General features: G+C 49.6%; 13 protein-coding genes and 2 tRNA genes. 1 reads left to right on the plus strand and 14 read right to left on the minus strand.

The window, feature by feature from the left end:
• Positions 1 to 43: 43 nt before the first annotated feature.
• The 13 genes from CS919_RS08375 to CS919_RS08435 all read right to left on the minus strand — a co-directional run bounded on the left by CS919_RS08375 (position 44) and on the right by CS919_RS08435 (position 14768).
• On the minus strand, positions 44 to 1189 hold the full coding sequence (locus tag CS919_RS08375) for a hypothetical protein (RefSeq protein WP_099299027.1): 1146 nt from the start codon (positions 1187 to 1189) through the stop codon (positions 44 to 46).
• The gene (locus CS919_RS11005; protein ID WP_099299028.1) at positions 1190 to 1939 is read right to left on the minus strand and encodes a CatB-related O-acetyltransferase; all 750 of its coding nucleotides are present in this window, start codon (positions 1937 to 1939) and stop codon (positions 1190 to 1192) included. It lies immediately after the preceding gene.
• Positions 1940 to 2051: 112 nt separating this feature from the next.
• Positions 2052 to 2990 (minus strand): NAD-dependent epimerase/dehydratase family protein, encoded by a 939-nt coding sequence (locus CS919_RS08385; protein ID WP_099299029.1) that lies wholly within the window; start codon positions 2988 to 2990, stop codon positions 2052 to 2054.
• Between the two features lie 41 nt (positions 2991 to 3031).
• Positions 3032 to 3643, minus strand: coding sequence for a hypothetical protein (locus tag CS919_RS08390; RefSeq protein WP_099299030.1), 612 nt, complete (start codon positions 3641 to 3643; stop codon positions 3032 to 3034).
• The gene (locus tag CS919_RS08395) at positions 3633 to 5666 is read right to left on the minus strand and encodes a glycosyltransferase family 2 protein (RefSeq protein WP_099299031.1); all 2034 of its coding nucleotides are present in this window, start codon (positions 5664 to 5666) and stop codon (positions 3633 to 3635) included. The genes CS919_RS08390 and CS919_RS08395 overlap by 11 nt, the downstream gene beginning before the upstream one ends.
• Before the next feature lie 469 nt (positions 5667 to 6135).
• Complete coding sequence (gene wecC / locus CS919_RS08400) at positions 6136 to 7395, minus strand: UDP-N-acetyl-D-mannosamine dehydrogenase (protein ID WP_099299032.1); 1260 nt, start codon at positions 7393 to 7395, stop codon at positions 6136 to 6138.
• Between the two features lie 15 nt (positions 7396 to 7410).
• Complete coding sequence (locus CS919_RS08405; protein WP_099299033.1) at positions 7411 to 8556, minus strand: DUF6395 domain-containing protein; 1146 nt, start codon at positions 8554 to 8556, stop codon at positions 7411 to 7413.
• Positions 8553 to 9422: an ABC transporter ATP-binding protein gene (locus tag CS919_RS08410; RefSeq protein ID WP_099299034.1), complete on the minus strand. Its 870-nt coding sequence runs from the start codon at positions 9420 to 9422 to the stop codon at positions 8553 to 8555. The genes CS919_RS08405 and CS919_RS08410 overlap by 4 nt, the downstream gene beginning before the upstream one ends.
• 4 nt (positions 9423 to 9426) lie before the next feature.
• On the minus strand, positions 9427 to 10392 hold the full coding sequence (locus tag CS919_RS08415; RefSeq protein WP_099299035.1) for an ABC transporter permease: 966 nt from the start codon (positions 10390 to 10392) through the stop codon (positions 9427 to 9429).
• Between the two features lie 51 nt (positions 10393 to 10443).
• The gene (locus CS919_RS08420; protein WP_099299036.1) at positions 10444 to 12561 is read right to left on the minus strand and encodes a glycosyltransferase; all 2118 of its coding nucleotides are present in this window, start codon (positions 12559 to 12561) and stop codon (positions 10444 to 10446) included.
• Positions 12562 to 13218, minus strand: a complete 657-nt coding sequence (locus CS919_RS08425) for a hypothetical protein (protein WP_159460967.1) — start codon at positions 13216 to 13218, stop codon at positions 12562 to 12564. It abuts the gene before it with no gap.
• Positions 13196 to 14515, minus strand: coding sequence for a glycosyltransferase family 4 protein (locus CS919_RS08430; RefSeq protein ID WP_099299038.1), 1320 nt, complete (start codon positions 14513 to 14515; stop codon positions 13196 to 13198). The genes CS919_RS08425 and CS919_RS08430 overlap by 23 nt, the downstream gene beginning before the upstream one ends.
• Before the next feature lie 179 nt (positions 14516 to 14694).
• Positions 14695 to 14768, minus strand: a tRNA-Ile gene (locus CS919_RS08435).
• Between the two features lie 205 nt (positions 14769 to 14973).
• Between CS919_RS08435 and CS919_RS08440 the strand changes: the two genes are divergently transcribed.
• Positions 14974 to 15046 (plus strand) — tRNA-Asn (locus CS919_RS08440).
• A gap of 168 nt (positions 15047 to 15214) precedes the next feature.
• Here the strand turns inward: CS919_RS08440 and CS919_RS08445 are convergent.
• Entirely contained in the window at positions 15215 to 15904 is a 690-nt protein-coding gene (locus tag CS919_RS08445; RefSeq protein WP_099299039.1) for a fasciclin domain-containing protein, read from the minus strand.
• Positions 15905 to 16093: the final 189 nt, after the last annotated feature.

The following is a 16093-nucleotide window of genomic DNA, read 5'->3' on the forward strand; positions in this document are numbered from 1 at the left end:
AAAAAGTCCCATCTCTTATGAACCGAGGTAAACCAAGTCTCTTTTAAACAACTGGGCCCGGAAACTTATGAAATACCTTCATCAAGCCCGTCACTTTTTGAAGTTCAGCCCAATGCCGATATCGAAATGGCATCATTCCAAGCTCTAGCTTATTCGAATAAATATTTGACGCCATCTGAGGTCGCACGGGGGTAAAAGACTCTGTGTTATCAAACCAGTAAAATTCTGGATCGATACCGTCGATTAGGTCAAGCACCGGCGAGGGGACGTCGACCCAATTTTCATAGGCAACAGGACTAAAATGCACGAAACCTGGAGCCAGATAATCAACTGCGAGATTTGATCCATAGCCAACAGGCTTAGCTAGAGTAGGTAAAACTTTGGGGAGGGGCACATCTAAATCGAACAATTCTTGAAGAGCTTTTACGATTAGCGTCTTGCGCATAAATTTTTCGGTATGTGGATCCGCAAGAGATTCGAGAGAACCAGATATAGAGCCAGGAAACCTCTTGGCGGCAATAAATGCACTGCCGAATTCAGACAAACCTACCACAGGATTGACCACTTCCATACCGGATGCTCGAAATATCGGATGTGCTGAATGCCCACCCGAACGTGAGATAAAATTCCAAGGGGACGCCTCGAAAATAGAACCGAAGGAAATATAACCAGCGGCAAGTGTCGAGGAAAGCAAGATTGAGCCCACGCCCATGAAAGTCCAAGCTTTTGCGAATTCGCGCGCATTCGTGCGAACAACCAAGGGGTCAAATCGTTCGAAGAAATCGACCTCTCTCGCGAAACGACTGCCGAAATCCATGGATACCAAAGTGGTCTCGTCTCCAAGACAAGCTAAGGCCGCAAGCGAATCAAAGCCGCCACTGAAGTTCAAAATTGTTTCAGAGCGAGACACAATTGGCATCGGGGCGCCTATGGGTGCATTCCACGTCGCACCTGTTATCTTCTCTAAAGCAACCCGCACACTTGGGGACACTGGATGCAAAAAATCGACTCGATCATAAAAATTTCCAAATATGCAACCAGCCGCGAGTGCGATTAGATCGTCATGAGGCTTTGTCAACGTGGGTATACCAAACCAAATAACATCATCGAATTGATCGGAGGTAACCCTGAAAGACAAAATGTCATCATGGGAGTACTCTACGTCTCTAATGGTCAAAATATTAGTCACTCAGGCCTCCTTGATTTCTTTTGCAGGCTCAAATAACCTCGGTTGATATAAGTTATCCTTGTCCCAGATATCCTCTACTTGACTTATCGCTATGGAGGGATCCGAAAGGTTAATCTTAGTCAGTAGGGTCGGCTTAATTTCCCACCACTTCCGCTCCATTATACGTTCAATCAACGAGCTGCTGAATCGCAATCGTATTATTTTCGCCGGGTTGCCACCAACTACCGCAAACGGCGGAACATCTTTTGTCACCACGGAATGAGCGGCAACTACCGCACCGTCTCCGACAGTTACACCTCGATTAATCGAAACATTATGACCGATACATACGTCACTTCCTATCTGTGGATAGCCTTTTTCTTTCTTCCTTGGGTCGCCCTTAAGGAATCCAGCAGTTTCTGCATCTTCCTGGAAAGACCTAACCGTGTTGGCTGCCGAGTCGAACGAAATATTAGAGGTGCTCAACCATTCAAGCGGGTGACGCGGACCGACCACGTTTAGCCCCCAAGAAATACTGCAATACCGACCAATATTTAAGTACGGGTTGACAATCGAATGGGAATAGGAAAAAGAACCCATTGTGCACAGATTTAACCCCTTGTGAAAACCCGTATACGGCTCTACTTTACAGCTATCTACATAGGTTAAAGTCTCTCCCACTCTCGATGAGTTATCGTTTTTCCATTCTAGGAAGATTCTCGACGACTCCAGCATACTTGCTAACTCTGCGGTAATCTTGCTAGTTGCCATAATGTTTCCTAAGAGGTTAGAGATTGGTTTCCGCCAAACTCAATATGAGCTAACACACTACTATCGTTTTAATTTCCTTCGGAACCTAAAGGAAGTTTCAAATGAATATCGATTAGCCCTTTTGTTTGAAATATGTAACGGTTTCAATTAGACCGTCTCTAAGGTTATATTTCGGAACCCATCCAAGGGATTCCCTAGCCTTCTCGTAAGATAATGCGGAATTTTTAAGATCGCCAAGCCTGGGTGGCTCAAGCAAAGGAGTCTGGTCAGTTCCGACTACACAGGCAACCAGGTCATGAAGTTCGCGATCGCTTGTTTGCTTAGAAGTGCCGATATTGAAACGCTCACCGTTCCCGAGCTTCCCAGCGGCGAGGAAAAATGCTTGAGCTACGTCTTTGACATATACATAATCTCGGGTGTTGCTTCCATCACCGAAAACCCGAGTAGGGTTACCATCTAGTAGTGCCTGAGAGAAGATAGCGACAACACCTGCTTCTCCATGGGGGTTTTGCCGCGGACCGTAGACATTTGATGGCGCTATGTGTGTGACCTGCAAACCATACAGCTCGGAAAAAACGTTCAGATAGATTTCTGCAGCATACTTACTTGCTGCATACGGAGACTTCGGGTCTGGCAGAACCTTCTCAGATATCGGAAGCTCCGCTGTCTTTCCGTAGATTGCACCACCAGACGAAGTGAACACAACTTTACGTACACCAGCAGCAACGGCAGCTTGTGCGAGTCGAATTGTGGAGAGAATATTCATCTGGGCGTCCCACAGCGGATCTTGTACCGACTTGCGAACATCAATCTGAGCTGCAAGATGAAAGACGACTTCAGGATTGAGGTTCTTGAAAATCTTCTCCAAATCAGCGTCTGTGATATCTGCCCGGATCACCTCTGTACGCCCACTCTCTAGGGCTGATTCGAGATTTGCTTCCGAACCGCTTGAGAAGTTGTCCAAGACAACCACCTCATGACCATTATCAAGCAGTAGATCTACTAAATGTGAGCCGATAAAGCCAGCTCCACCAGTCACCAGGCATTTCATTGCGATTTTACCTTTCAGTTGGCGAATTATATTGGTAATTCTTACTGCCTATTTTCCGAAAAAGGATTCAAACCCATTCGGACGGAAAGGAGGAGGTCTCGAAGTTTTCTAAACTCTTCCTGTTCGACCGGGTATGGCAGAGTAATAGAGTCAATTCCGAACTCCTCAGCGAACAAGACTGCTACCGCCAAAGAAGGGCGAATATCTTGATCAGAAATTTTGAAAAGAAAGCCATTCGTACTGACTGCGAGAGAGTCATGAGTTGCGATTACACCATTGAACTTATCTAGCGGAAGTACTGCAATAGTGCCAGGCAACACACTCGGCCAGCCTTCCACTAAGTTTGCTGATCTCTTGCCAATGGGAAGAGCCTTTGGATAGTACTCGATTGGAGAAAGGTAGGTGGGCAATGGCTCCAAAAATCGCCTAATGGCATTGATGGTATTCGGTCCAGCTTTCCATGCGAAATGCATTTCCCCGCCTGTCCACCTTCCAAACATCAATGCTTGGGCAACTGCCTCTCGTTCTGGATTTCTGGCAGTAGGCGCATCTTCAAGTATGAATTCTGCAACCGGTGGAAAAGCATCGTATTCGGTGCGCTCCACCTCAAAAACGATCTGATTTGAAAGATTAGATACTCTCTTAATTATCATTTCCGGGTGTCCACCTTTCGCTACCAACAATGATGCAGTTGGAACTCTGTTCCTGTATTTTTGGAACTTCTCCGAGGTTCACTATCGCTAGGCGCCAAGACTCGGCCTCTTCACTTCCATGAAGTTTGACTTCAAGAGTGTCGAAACCTTCCAATGAATCATCGGAGAAGACGAAGTACTTCATCAACAAATCGGCTGAATCCTCAACTTTGGATACGATGCCTATGCTGTCAGCAATCCAGTCAACCGGCGATTCCACAATATCCTCGTCAGGAAGCCTTGCCTCTAGCAGTGCTCTCAATTCAACAGCCTTTGTCAGATCACTATAAGACGCATTCCGCACTAGGCACGTGCCTCTGCTTCCGTAGCCTTGGACTTCAACACCATATACATGCTTTTCCCCATCCCATTCAACTTCGTCAGGAACTAGATCCCTGTTCAAAACTAGATCTCGGGAAGTCAAACGATCCGGCAAATAAGGCTTAGCTTCAGCCATCATCTGTTCAGGATTGAGAATATCCCTAGGATAGGCGCCTTCGCTCTTTTGTTTCTCCTCAAGCTTCTTTCGGTGATAGGAGCCAAGCCGTCGCGTGAGGAAGGTCAGCGACTCTTTCGCCGATGTCGACTGATTAGTAGAGTCCGTCGCAGTGACTTGTCTGCCGTGCATTCTCCTTAGCAACACCGGCCTTCCGACATGCCCCAACTTGATACCTGCCCTAAGCATCCGCAACATCAGGTTGTTATCGACGCCGCTACTCAGACTCTCGTCATACCGGAACTTCCTCAAAGCATCAGTTTTGACAAACCACGTACCGTGACCTGGTGCAGTGCCATCCTTAAACGCATTATGCACCGTAGGGACCATAGAGTTATGAAGTGCAAGCGTTCCATCTTCGTCGTCAAAATTTACGAACGAGCCCACATTTCCTGACAGACCTTCGGACAAACCTTGAAGATGCCATTCAAGACGTCGTGGGTGCATGAGGTCGTCATCATCTAAGACGGCAGTGTATACGCCTCGCGACTCATCTAGAATTCTGTTTCTGGCGCCGGAAATTCCTGTGTTCTCCTGCCAAAAGTATCGAATTCTGGAATCACCGAAAGCATCAATCACTTCCTTCAGGTTGTCATCTCCCCCATCATCAACGACAACGATCTCGAAGTCTTGAACCGTCTGCGCCAATACCGACCGAATGCTTTCGGAAATGATATCCGCACGATTCATAGTGCTAATGGCTACAGTAACCAACGGACTTCGCTGGTCTCCCCTATGCACCCATTCCCCAAAATTCCGCACAAAGGTCTTGTCCTTGTATACAACCTGTCGATTATATTCAACTGCTGCTTTCGCTTCTGGGGTTTGTACACCAACCTTCAGAGAATGCGGATGCCACATGTGGTACATCCGCACATCTGAATCATCGATCCATTGTGTGCGGTAGCCTGCTCTGCGAGCTCGCTGTGCGAAGTCCAAATCTTCGCCACCATAGGTGTGTAACCGCTCGTCAAATCCACGGATGGATTCGAATCCATCACGAGAGATGGCCATCATCCCGCCCATACCCCAGCGTGGGCGCAACCTACTCTCGGCGAGCATTTCATCCCACGCTTCACGGTGTTCGTCTACCCACACATCGTCCATTGACTCGGGTAGATCCCAGCACTGCAGGAAGTAGGCACTTTCTGGACCTGACTTGGCGATTTCGTAAATACGGTCAAAAGACTTAGGTGAAAAGTACATGTCCGCATCTGTCGATACGTAGAAATCGCCTTCGGCCACAGCAAAACCTGCATTGAGAGCCCTTGACCTTGACCATGGACCATCATTTTCTGTGAAAACATACTTAGCACCCAGGGTTTCGGCTAGTTCCCTATTTGGAGACGGTTCAGTTGAACCATAGTCTGAAATTATGACTTCGCCTGGTACGGCTCCGAATGATCTCTGTATGCTTTGGACGGCTAGAGTGAGGCGCAGTAGACCCCAATCCCTGAAGCCAATGACTACTGAAATTTTTGCGCTCATAAAACTTCCCCCCACACGGTCGCGTGATTGTGAACTTTTCCGCTCAATTCAAAAGACAAACAAAAATCAGAAATCTTCGAGCTGCTTTCACTGTCTGCCCATCGTTCAACGCCGACAACCAATGGCTCGGAAGAGTTCCAGTAAAAATCCGACAGTTTAGTCCACTGGCCATCAGTTTGTTGACTATATAGATAGTGCGATTTGAGGCTCTCTGACCACGGAAGGTTCGTTACGTCTTCTGACAGGCGTTCGCCGGCATTCGATACATTGTAGAACGTAAAGCAGTACTGTTTACTATCAATCTCAGCTGTTGCAGAGAATAAAAGACTAAGGGTTCTATTTGAACCGGGTATTGAAAAAGCTTTTTGTATAATCATCTTCCGCCTACCTACTTTGAGACTGGACTTCAGCCCAGCATAACCGGTCAAGCCGCGCACCGTTGGGCAACTGACACCAACTAGTCACCACCCTAATTCCAATGTTCAAATATTCCTCTAGTATCCACCCATGACTTGCTAAAAGCTTTAATTCGAGTCGAGTCTTTGAACTCCTGATGATCTACCAGCAAGACCGCAGCTTCCACACTGTTAATAACTTCATCTGTATCACGTAAAAATACATTGGGGAGCTGTCGGAGCTCTTCCGGCAACTGTTCGATGTAAGGCTCTGAAATTAGAAAATCTACATTAGGGTGCAATGTGGCAGCCGCCTGCGCAATAGAAACAGAAGGCGATTCACGCAAATCATCAATGTCAGCCTTAAAAGCTAGCCCAAGTAGCCCAATGCTTAGGACTCCGTGGTTTTCAATAAGTTGAGAGATTTTCGCGACGACCTGTCCTGGCTTCGCATCATTGACTTCTCTGGCGGTTCGTATCAATCTAGCTTGAGATGGCACAGCCTCCACCAAGAACCAAGGATCAACGGCAATACAATGCCCTCCTACTCCAGGGCCTGGAGTTAGGATTTTCACTCTTGGGTGATGATTCGCCATCTCTATAAGCTTCCACACATTCACATTGAGGCTTTCGCAGATTAACGAAAGCTCGTTTGCGAAAGCAATGTTTACATCCCGAAAGGAATTTTCAACTAACTTCACCATTTCAGCAGTTTTAGAATCTGTAAGCATAATCTCACCGCTGCAGAATCTAGAATATAGCGCTCGTGCAGCTTCAGCACTTTGAGGATTAATGCCCCCGACTACCCTGTCGTTTTCCTTCATCTCTTTCATGATTTTTCCCGGGAGCACACGCTCAGGACAGTGCGCAACCAGAATCTCATCAATGAGATCAGGCCCACGGCCAAAGCCCCGACAAATGTCTGAGAGCATCTCCCTAATCTTTAACGTCGTCCCCGGAGGAGAAGTGGACTCTAAGACTATGAGATTTCCTGGTTGCACGACCGGGGCGATAGCTTCGACCGCAGACTTCACATACCTCAAATCGACACCATGCTGGTCAGTCAGCGGGGTCGGAACTGCAATAACATACGCGTCCGTATCAGGCACAGTAGTTTGAGCCTTCAACGTCCCTGCTCTTAAAACCTTAGAGAAGAATTCATCAAAGTCAGGCTCCACAAAGGGAACGATTCCATTGTTGATGTCATCTATTTTTGACGAATCAATATCAACTCCAATTGTGTCAATACCTGCGGATGCCAGAAACGCAGCAGTAGGGAGACCTATATATCCCATACCGATGACACTTACGCTTTTAAAGTCGTACGGTCTCATAGAATCATACTCTTTCTAGAATTCGTAATGGCGTGCTAGCATTTTCTTAAAGTTCTCTAGATGCTCAAAGTCTTCTTGTTCATACCATTCAATACCCGCAAGGTGAAGTCCCGTTTCCAACGGAGTTCTCAATGCATTGGGATACGCTGAGTAGAAATGAGGGTTGGCCTTCAACAAGAAAGACGTGTCAGCTTCCGTAGCGCGGCTCAGAATATCATCCGGGATGCGAGTGACGAGGCGTTTTGCAAAATCAGATCTTCCTACCGACGCAAAATAAAGTGCAGTAACATCCACAGCAAAATTTTCACCGAATTCGTAATGCACCTTCTGTTCGAAGTCCATCGACGGTACCGTTACATCAATTGCTAAACGATCCGCCACTGTTTGGACAATCGCGATCTTTCTAAAGTATTTTTCTTCTCCGGGACTAGCTAGCGAACGAAGAGATTGTTCTACAATTTCTGGGCTCTCATTCAGTATGATTTGTGCAGTTCCGATCTCGCTGATGCCTGCAACTGGCATTGCTGATTCATAGCCGACCCCGCTGAACGCGGGAAACGTAAAGTTGTTCTTTAAGGGCTCATTGAGCTTGAAACCGGATGCTTCATAGATCGATCCAAAAGCGAAGTAGCGGGACTTCAGTGAATCCCGGTAGAGCAACGGGCCAATTCCCATAAAAGACCATGAAAAGCGCCTCAAACTTGTTTGCGCGAGATTAGTCGACACGATTTTTGGATCAAAGAGCCGGAAGAATTCACGTTCTCGAGAGAACCTGCCCCCAAAATCCAGGGACACCAGTTCGGTATCGTCGGGAAGTAAGGCCAGCGCAGATAGTGAATCGAAGCCTCCACTAAAGTTCAGCACCGCGGAATTTTCTAGCTGCGGCAGCTGACGATCCTGTAGATGCCCAACGGTGTGCACCCGTGACTTGGTCCACTGTGCGATATGCTTCTGATCTTGACTAGCAATCGGAAAATCAAATCTGATGTGATCAAAATGTGTTCCCACGATCGCAGCTAGTGCGTGGGCTAGATTTGAGTTGGATAGTGGCGCTGGCTCAGAGAACTCAAACCATAGTGGTTCTTTTTGTGTTCCGATCACTACATCTAGGCGAATCTCATGCTCGGTGCGGAGCAGATTTTCAAACGAAACTTCCCTCATGTGAACAGTCCTTCCGAATTCTTCTCCCCAATTTGGAAGCTACCGACCTGGATTCTTGGAGCTCGGTAGTCTGCCGCGATCTCAGCGAGCATCACGTCAGAATCCTTCTTAGAATTGTCGGCACAGTAGGATGACCACTTCGAATAGAGGCTACAGACGTCCGCTGCCTTGCCATCCGCAATCACTGATCCTTCATCAAGCCAGATTGCGCGCTCACAATTCTTCTCGATTTGTCCCGTGCTGTGCGAGACGAGGAAGAGGTTTCCAGCACCGTCCAGAAGTTCCTTCATCCTTCGTTCTGCCTTCTTTGCAAAGCTAGCGTCACCCGTGGATAAGGCCTCATCGATCAAGAGGATCTCTGGATCGATTGCCGTGGAAATCGCGAAGATGAGCCTGGCGCCCTGACCTGCCGAATATGTGTTCATCGGCCGCTTAATAGCGTCGCCAATTTCCGCCCACTCTGCGATCTTCGGTACTGCCTCTTGGGCTTCGGCTTTGGACATTCCAATAGCCAAACAACCAAGATAAATATTTTGCTCGCCTGTCAAGTACACCTGCAGAGCCGGCGAGACACCCAAGAACGTAGGCTGAGATCGAACAAGTAGACGCCCTTCAGTTGGAGATTCTCCCCCAGCAATCAACTTCAAGAGAGACGATTTACCTGAACCATTCTTTCCAATGAGCCCGATAGATTCGCCGGCACTCGCCACCAGCGAAACGTTCTTGACCGATTCGACCTGCATTGTCGCGTTCTTGCCAAACAACGACGACTTAGAATTGTCTACCCTGGTATCTCTGACTGTGTAGCGTTTGGTGACTGATTCCACCACAACAGTCGGATCTGTAACTACATCCTCTTTCCTCATTGGTCTACTTGCTACGTGCATAGCGCGCCTCGGCTCCCCAGAAGAAGATGAGTCCAACACAAAAAGTTCCAAATCCCCACGCAGATAGAACCAACCACGTGTGCATTGTCAGCGTGGAATGGTTCATCACCACTTCGCGCGCTGCGTGGATGAACTGATAGGCAGGGTTGAAGGTCATGATGCTGTACACAGTCGGGTTCTCCGCAAATCGCGAAATGTCGTAGAAAATTCCCGAGCCAAACATCCACGCTCGAGAGAAAATATCGATGATGGCACGGATGTCTGCGAGGAAGAATGTGGCGCGAGCAGCGATGAACATGAGTCCACCACCAAACAGGCACATGAGGATGAAAATGGGCACGGTAAGAAGGATCGTCCAACTCAGACCTTTGTCCCATTGGAAAGCAATGGCGGCGATGACAGCCACGACGATTGCCGGGATGGTGTCATAGACATAGCGCAGAATTTGCGAAAGCACGATGGATGCACGAGGGAACGAGAATGCCTTCATTACATTCTTATTGGCTTCTAGGAGTCCCGATCCCGCGGAGAGCATCTTCACCATCACACTGAAAAAGGTGATGCCCAGAATCACGAAGCCTACAAAGTTGTCTACACCTCGCGACGTTTTCAGCAAGAGACCAAACAGAGCTCCATACATCAGGGCATCAAGCAATGGACCGGCAATGATCCAGAACTTCCAAAAGCGGTAGTTTCTTGTTGTCCTGAACGCCTTGGACCTGGCATCAGCGAGGATGAAGCCTCGACGTCCTATCAATTCCGCCAAGTACTTAAAGAGCCCAGGCTGAGCACCGAGCTTCTTCAATCCCGCGGCTTCAACAAGGATCAGCTTGCGAGATTCCTCCGAATCCTTCGATATCGCTGCCTCTCCAGTTTCGACGTCAGCCTCAACTTCTGCGGAGTCAGAATCTGGGAATCTATGACGTCCGATGATCGGCTCCTTTTCCATGTAGAGCGACGATACCCGCCGTAGGCCCGGCTAAGCGCAAACTAAGGATTCTCATTCGCTTGCTTCCCGCTTCAACCCGCTGCTGACAGGTGCGAGCAAGCTCTCGACAATTTCTTGAATCTCGTTCGCGTTGCCAATCGTGGATTTCAATTCCACATCCTCCATAGACAATGGCGACCCAGATTCGACATGAGCCCAAATTCGAGCACCGCTCCCCCGATAATCTGCATATTTCGAAGGCAAGAACGGGTTAGTACTGAAAGTTCCTTCCGTCATGGCGTCGCCAACGAAAAGAACATCAAACACGGCAGACGTGGACAGGAACGACAAGTACGGCAACGCCGCCGACACAGTGACCATCCCCTGCAACGGTTCCGGAACCAACGCCTGGGCCTGTTCCACATTGGAAGTGAAGATATGGAAGTGAATTGACCGACTGGTGGTCAATTGACTGCGCTCGAGAGTTTCGAAGACTTCTCCAAGACCGCGGTTGGGATAGAAGTTGCCGAAGTATCCAATAGTGACGGTCTCACGAGGCGACGTTACGGCCGGAGGCTTTATTGAATACATGTCTGCCGTGGGTACCGGTTGCGGACGAATCACGCTCTTGGCAAAGACCTGCTCGGAAAAATCCTTGCCATATGCGTTGAGAACCACGTCTCGTTGATTCGCATTGGTGAATACGACCTCATCGGCATGGATAAGGGTAAGAGCCTCAATCAGATCGAATCCGTTGTCCACGTCCATATGCGGATTCTCTGCGTCTGCAGCGGCTAACAGCTCGAGGGTCGGTGTGTCCGAGGTTAACGCACAGTCGCGCTTTTTTGCATTGGCATCCAACCGCATGGGATCCGAAAACTCCGCAGTCCATGGAACGTCCGGATTCTTCTGCTTATACAGGTAAGCCGCGAGATGGGATGCTGGCCACATGACACGTGAGTACAACGAGTCGTAGGGCTTGGCTCTAGCCCTGGTCAAATTCTCCGCCTGTTTAGCAGCGTTTTCTGCGAACTCTAGGATCAAGCTCCAATTGGCGAAAGATGCAGGAGTTTGAATCTCAATGCGACTATCGATCCACCGGCTAGCAAGGTCCAGTAGTGAGCTGTCCACGTTTCGCACCCGGGACATATCCGCGGATATCACGTCCACGTACTCCGCTTGTTGCAATACGAGTTTTGCAGCGACCATGGCCGATGTGTCGGCATACGGTGGGAAGCAATAGGAAAATACGAGTCGTCTAGCTTTCCCCTTGTTCAGTTGCTCCCACGGCACCCACTTCACGTGGGCCGCAGCGATGGCATCACGGATGGTCTCGTGTTCTTCGGAGTGCGCATCCCAGTAATGCTGCACAAATCCAAATTGAGCGGCACACAGACTTCGTTGGGCTGCCTCAGCTTTGCCACTCGTTGAATGCATTTGGATACTGGCGATGCAGGCCAACCGATCTGACACGTTGAATTGGAATGATTCGCTCTTGCGAGAGACAGACTGTTCCCGGATAGTGCGAATATATCGGTTGCTGCCTGAATCCTTCAGGGCACGCACCGTGAGACCGGGGTACGTTAGCAGGCCTGCGAAATATGCAACATCTTCACCAGAGGTCAAGGATTCGTCGTATCGCAATTGGTTAGCAATTACGGTGGGTAGTGACTTACAGGCATTGAAACCCAACGTCCACGGCTCGGCATCGATAGCAAACTCTTTGCCTGCCATTGCCTGAATGCGCTGAGACAGCGTGCTGATTTGAAGCTCTCCTGATTTTTCAACCCGATCACACATTGGTGCCAGTGCAATGTGTCGCAGACTAGATGCTTCCAACAAATCCTTGAGAAAGTCGGGCTCGATGAGATCATCATCGTCTACGAAAGTCACAAACTCCCGGGTTGCCGTAGCCAGCCCGATATTGCGAGCCACTCCCGCTCCGCTTTTGAGCGATCGGACGATCCGAAGAACGAGCTCTGGGCGTTCCTTGCGGATCTGTATAAGGTAGTCGCCGGTCTTGTCATCAGGCCCGTTAATGACAAAGACCAGTTCGAACTTCTCAGTTGAAAGGGACTGCGCCTCCACCGATTCGAGGAGTGAAGGCAGACGATCGCGCCCTTGGTGCGTGGGAATAATTACCGAAATCCCCGGGGCGTACAGACGATCTTTCTGAAGAAGGTGGTTCATCTACAACGCCTTCCATACTTTGAGTACCACCCGGAATAGTGGCCGAGGGAGCCTCGCGGCAAATTGCTTCTCTCTGCCGTTGAGCAGCGACTTAATGCGGCGGCGAAGTTGCGAATCCGTTACTCGCTGGTTGGCTGCGGAAGAGTTTTCGGTGGCAATGTTCTTAGTGATCTCGTCGACAACTCCCTGCCTGCTCAACAGTCGGCGCTTTTCTACGCTCGCTGTGGCGACCACTGCTTCCAAGACCACCCGGCTCGGTAATTCTTCGGCTTCAGAGTCTTTTTTCAGATACAAGAACGGGATTTTCTCGAGAGAGTCCACTGCGCTCAATCGAATTTCACTGTCAAGCGCAGACACATCCGCCACTTTCTCCATGGAGTCCGCAATCACCCATGCGCCCTTGTACTCAGAAAGGGAAATCAGTTGGGCTAACTGAGTGGATGATCGCCAAGACACCACTAAAGGACATGAACCGTTACCTTTGGCCAAAGACGGATAGGCCTCACTATCACACCAAATAAAGTCTCTAATACCGCTTGGGATGACCGTATCTGACATTTCACTGGCCCCAACAAGAAGCGGTCTTGCTCCAATCATTTCAACAAGCTTGGGTTTGTGCTCATTGTCCATTGTTTTAAGCTCGCTTCCTGTGCCCAATAGATTGATTCAACGCATTGGGATCGAAAGGTGCAAGGAGCTTAAGAAGAATTTCCGGAGCTCGAACGGTCCTTTCTAAATCCACCCACTTTCTTCCTTCGTCAGAGACTTCGCATTTACTTAAATCAGCTTGCAGCTCACCCCAAAACTGCGCCAGTTCCTGTGGTTTTTCAGGTGAAACGATTTGCCCAGCATTCAGGTTATGGATGAGTTCAGCAGCTTCACCCTCTACAGCCGCCGTGATATGAATACCGTTGGAAACCAACTCGAAAATCTTTGACGGCACGGCCATATCAAATGATGACCAGTCCGTGAGATGTACCAATGCTGTATCTGCCCATTGGTAATAGTCACCGAGCTCATGGCTGGGGAGTTGGTCAATCACTTCGATATCTATTTCTTCCTCCCTCACTCGGTCACGGAGAGCAGTAAACGCTGCACCTGCACCAATGATCTTTAGCTCGATCCTCGTCCCCGACGCAATAGCCAATTGATATGCGTTAACGACGTTGTTCAAGTTCTGTGCAAGGCCGACAGTGCCTGCGTAAACCACCCGAAGTGACCTTTCCTCTAGACATCGTGGCTTTCGCTCCTCCGCCTTAGACTTGGGAGGAAACACGTTGCGAATAGTGACAATTGGGTGATGAATTCCTACTTCTCCATGAAGATGTTTCGCATGGCGTTCGGACGTGGTAATAATCGCTGCGGACTTCTTCAGAGAGCGACGAATTAGACGCTCCACCAGCCAGATCACTATCTGCAAAGGCCCCTTAGAGAGAATCTTTTCCCGCATCGAACGGGACCCAACCGCACGATTCCATCGCCTGTTTTCTTTCAGCAATTCGGGCCACACATCGCGAATGTCGATCACATAAGGCACGCCAATGGCCTTGGAGGTAAGCATGGTGATCCATGACGTAGGCAAAGCCGGTACTGTGCCAATGATGACATCCGGACGAGGTTCTCCCCTCAGGCGGAACATTCCAATCGCCATGAGCAGAGTGGCAACTCCAACAAATCCCTGATTAATCGACCGGCCGGTGATTGACGTACCAAAAGGCAGATAACTCACGCGATTGATGAACTCGCCGCTTGGGCCTTCCTCCAAACGGTTCGCACGGCGGAAGGTGTCTGAAATCCAGCTTCGGAGGGACAGAGCTTGCTTGTAGTGAGGAGAGGGAGCGACCACCTCAACCTGGTGACCGGCGGAGGTCAGCACCTCAGTAAGCCATGCCCATCGTCGCTGCGGTACTCCGTTTTCCGGGTACCAATATTGCGACAAAACGAGAATCCTCATGCTCCTCCTGTCTATGCCAATTAAGACAGTTTAAGCGAAATGAATGTAATTCTCTGAGCAACTAGAAAATCCCCCTATCAATTTGGGGGATATTGAACGCCTCACGTGGGGATTTAGTAAATTCTCATTTTACAAGTGCCTGCCAAAAGCACTTATTCCTAGAATAGAAAGCCAATTTGTGGGGCCAGCGGGGCTCGAACCCGCGACCAGCGGATTATGAGTCCGCGGCTCTAACCGACTGAGCTATAGCCCCCGGCAACCGCACACGCTTTCTTACAAAGTGGCGCGCGATTGGCCTGCAAGAAGTATATCCATCCCGACGTCGCTGGCCGAAACCCGCCTCGCTACTTCCCCCTCTAAGCCCTCCCACCTGCCGATTTGTACCTATCGTGGCGTGGCATATAAAGTATAGTCTCGTTGCAAAGAGAACCTCCCCGTGAGACTCTTTCCCAGCGCTTTCCCCCATAGCTCAGTTGGCAGAGCATTCGACTGTTAATCGAAGGGTCACTGGTTCGAGCCCAGTTGGGGGAGCAACACAAAAACCGCCAGCCGGCATCGGGTGGTGGTTTTGCCTTTTCGCTAGGTTCGCTACAGCCCTCACTCCTGTTAAGCCTTCCCCCAACCGCGGAAAATCCCCGAGAACCTCCTCACGGTTACTGTGAGGACTCTCGGGGGATTCTAGGGGGATTTACCCTGCTGCTATTTATCCATCGGAGGCATAAGCACGGAATCCACCATGTACACCACGGCGTTTTCCAACTGGATGCCACCACAGAGCACGCCTGCTTCATTGACGCGCACGTCTTCCCCCTCCTTGGTAACCGTGAGCTCAGCACCGTTCACAGTGGTGTGGGTGCCCACTGCCTTAGAAGGTGCAGCCTGGCCATCAACCACGTGGTAGGTCAAGATGCTCTTCAGCAGCTCCGGATCCTGCTTTAACTTCTCCACGGTCGCCGCGTCCAGCTTCCCGAAAGCCTCCTCGGTAGGAGCGAAAACCGTCCACTCGCCATCTCGGAGCGTATCGGTCAAGTCAACCTCAGGGTTGAGTCCACCGGTCAGAGCTGCAGTCAGGGTCTTCAACTCCGGAATGTTGGCGACAGCTTCCGCAATGTTCTGCTTCTTCAGTTCATCCAACGATGCCGGGCCATCCGGATGCGCCTCCGCATACGCCTGGCAACCCGGTCCGAAAGGAGCCTCGTCGTTTGCAGCTTCCTCAGAAGTAGCAGTTTCAGAGGTAGCACTCTCGGACATGGACGTCATGGTGTCCGAGGCAGAGGACATCGTTTCTTCTGCGTCATCTGAGGAACATGCGACCAAACTCAGTGACAGGATTGTTGCTCCAGCAAGGCTCGCTGCTTTCAAACCAACACGGTTGCGTTCACGCTTCATGAGAAATACTCCCTATCCTTCTTTGAAGTTCCTACAGCAGCCCGTTGCCGCCGTCATTACATGTTTCGTTGCCAAAGGGACAAAGGTTGGGTCGAGGTGGAAAAATTTTTTCAGCAATCCATAAATCCCCTCGATCTGGTCTTTTACCGGTTCTCACGGCACCCTTTGCTAACGTATGGCAAGGGCATT

It is taken from the genome of Corynebacterium dentalis (genome assembly GCF_900232865.1).
GTDB lineage: Bacteria > Actinomycetota > Actinomycetes > Mycobacteriales > Mycobacteriaceae > Corynebacterium > Corynebacterium dentalis.

Bases quoted from the DNA above. Each gene is read 5' to 3' on its own strand.
- CS919_RS11005 (WP_099299028.1), bottom strand. From the start codon at position 1,939: ATGGCAACTAGCAAGATTACCGCAGAGTTAGCAAGTATGCTGGAGTCG.
- CS919_RS08385 (WP_099299029.1), bottom strand. From the start codon at position 2,990: ATGAAATGCCTGGTGACTGGTGGAGCTGGCTTTATCGGCTCACATTTA.
- CS919_RS08390 (WP_099299030.1), bottom strand. From the start codon at position 3,643: ATGATAATTAAGAGAGTATCTAATCTTTCAAATCAGATCGTTTTTGAG.
- CS919_RS08395 (WP_099299031.1), bottom strand. From the start codon at position 5,666: ATGAGCGCAAAAATTTCAGTAGTCATTGGCTTCAGGGATTGGGGTCTA.
- wecC (WP_099299032.1), bottom strand. From the start codon at position 7,395: ATGAGACCGTACGACTTTAAAAGCGTAAGTGTCATCGGTATGGGATAT.
- CS919_RS08405 (WP_099299033.1), bottom strand. From the start codon at position 8,556: ATGAGGGAAGTTTCGTTTGAAAATCTGCTCCGCACCGAGCATGAGATT.
- CS919_RS08410 (WP_099299034.1), bottom strand. From the start codon at position 9,422: ATGAGGAAAGAGGATGTAGTTACAGATCCGACTGTTGTGGTGGAATCA.
- CS919_RS08415 (WP_099299035.1), bottom strand. From the start codon at position 10,392: ATGGAAAAGGAGCCGATCATCGGACGTCATAGATTCCCAGATTCTGAC.
- CS919_RS08420 (WP_099299036.1), bottom strand. From the start codon at position 12,561: ATGAACCACCTTCTTCAGAAAGATCGTCTGTACGCCCCGGGGATTTCG.
- CS919_RS08430 (WP_099299038.1), bottom strand. From the start codon at position 14,515: ATGAGGATTCTCGTTTTGTCGCAATATTGGTACCCGGAAAACGGAGTA.
- CS919_RS08445 (WP_099299039.1), bottom strand. From the start codon at position 15,904: ATGAAGCGTGAACGCAACCGTGTTGGTTTGAAAGCAGCGAGCCTTGCT.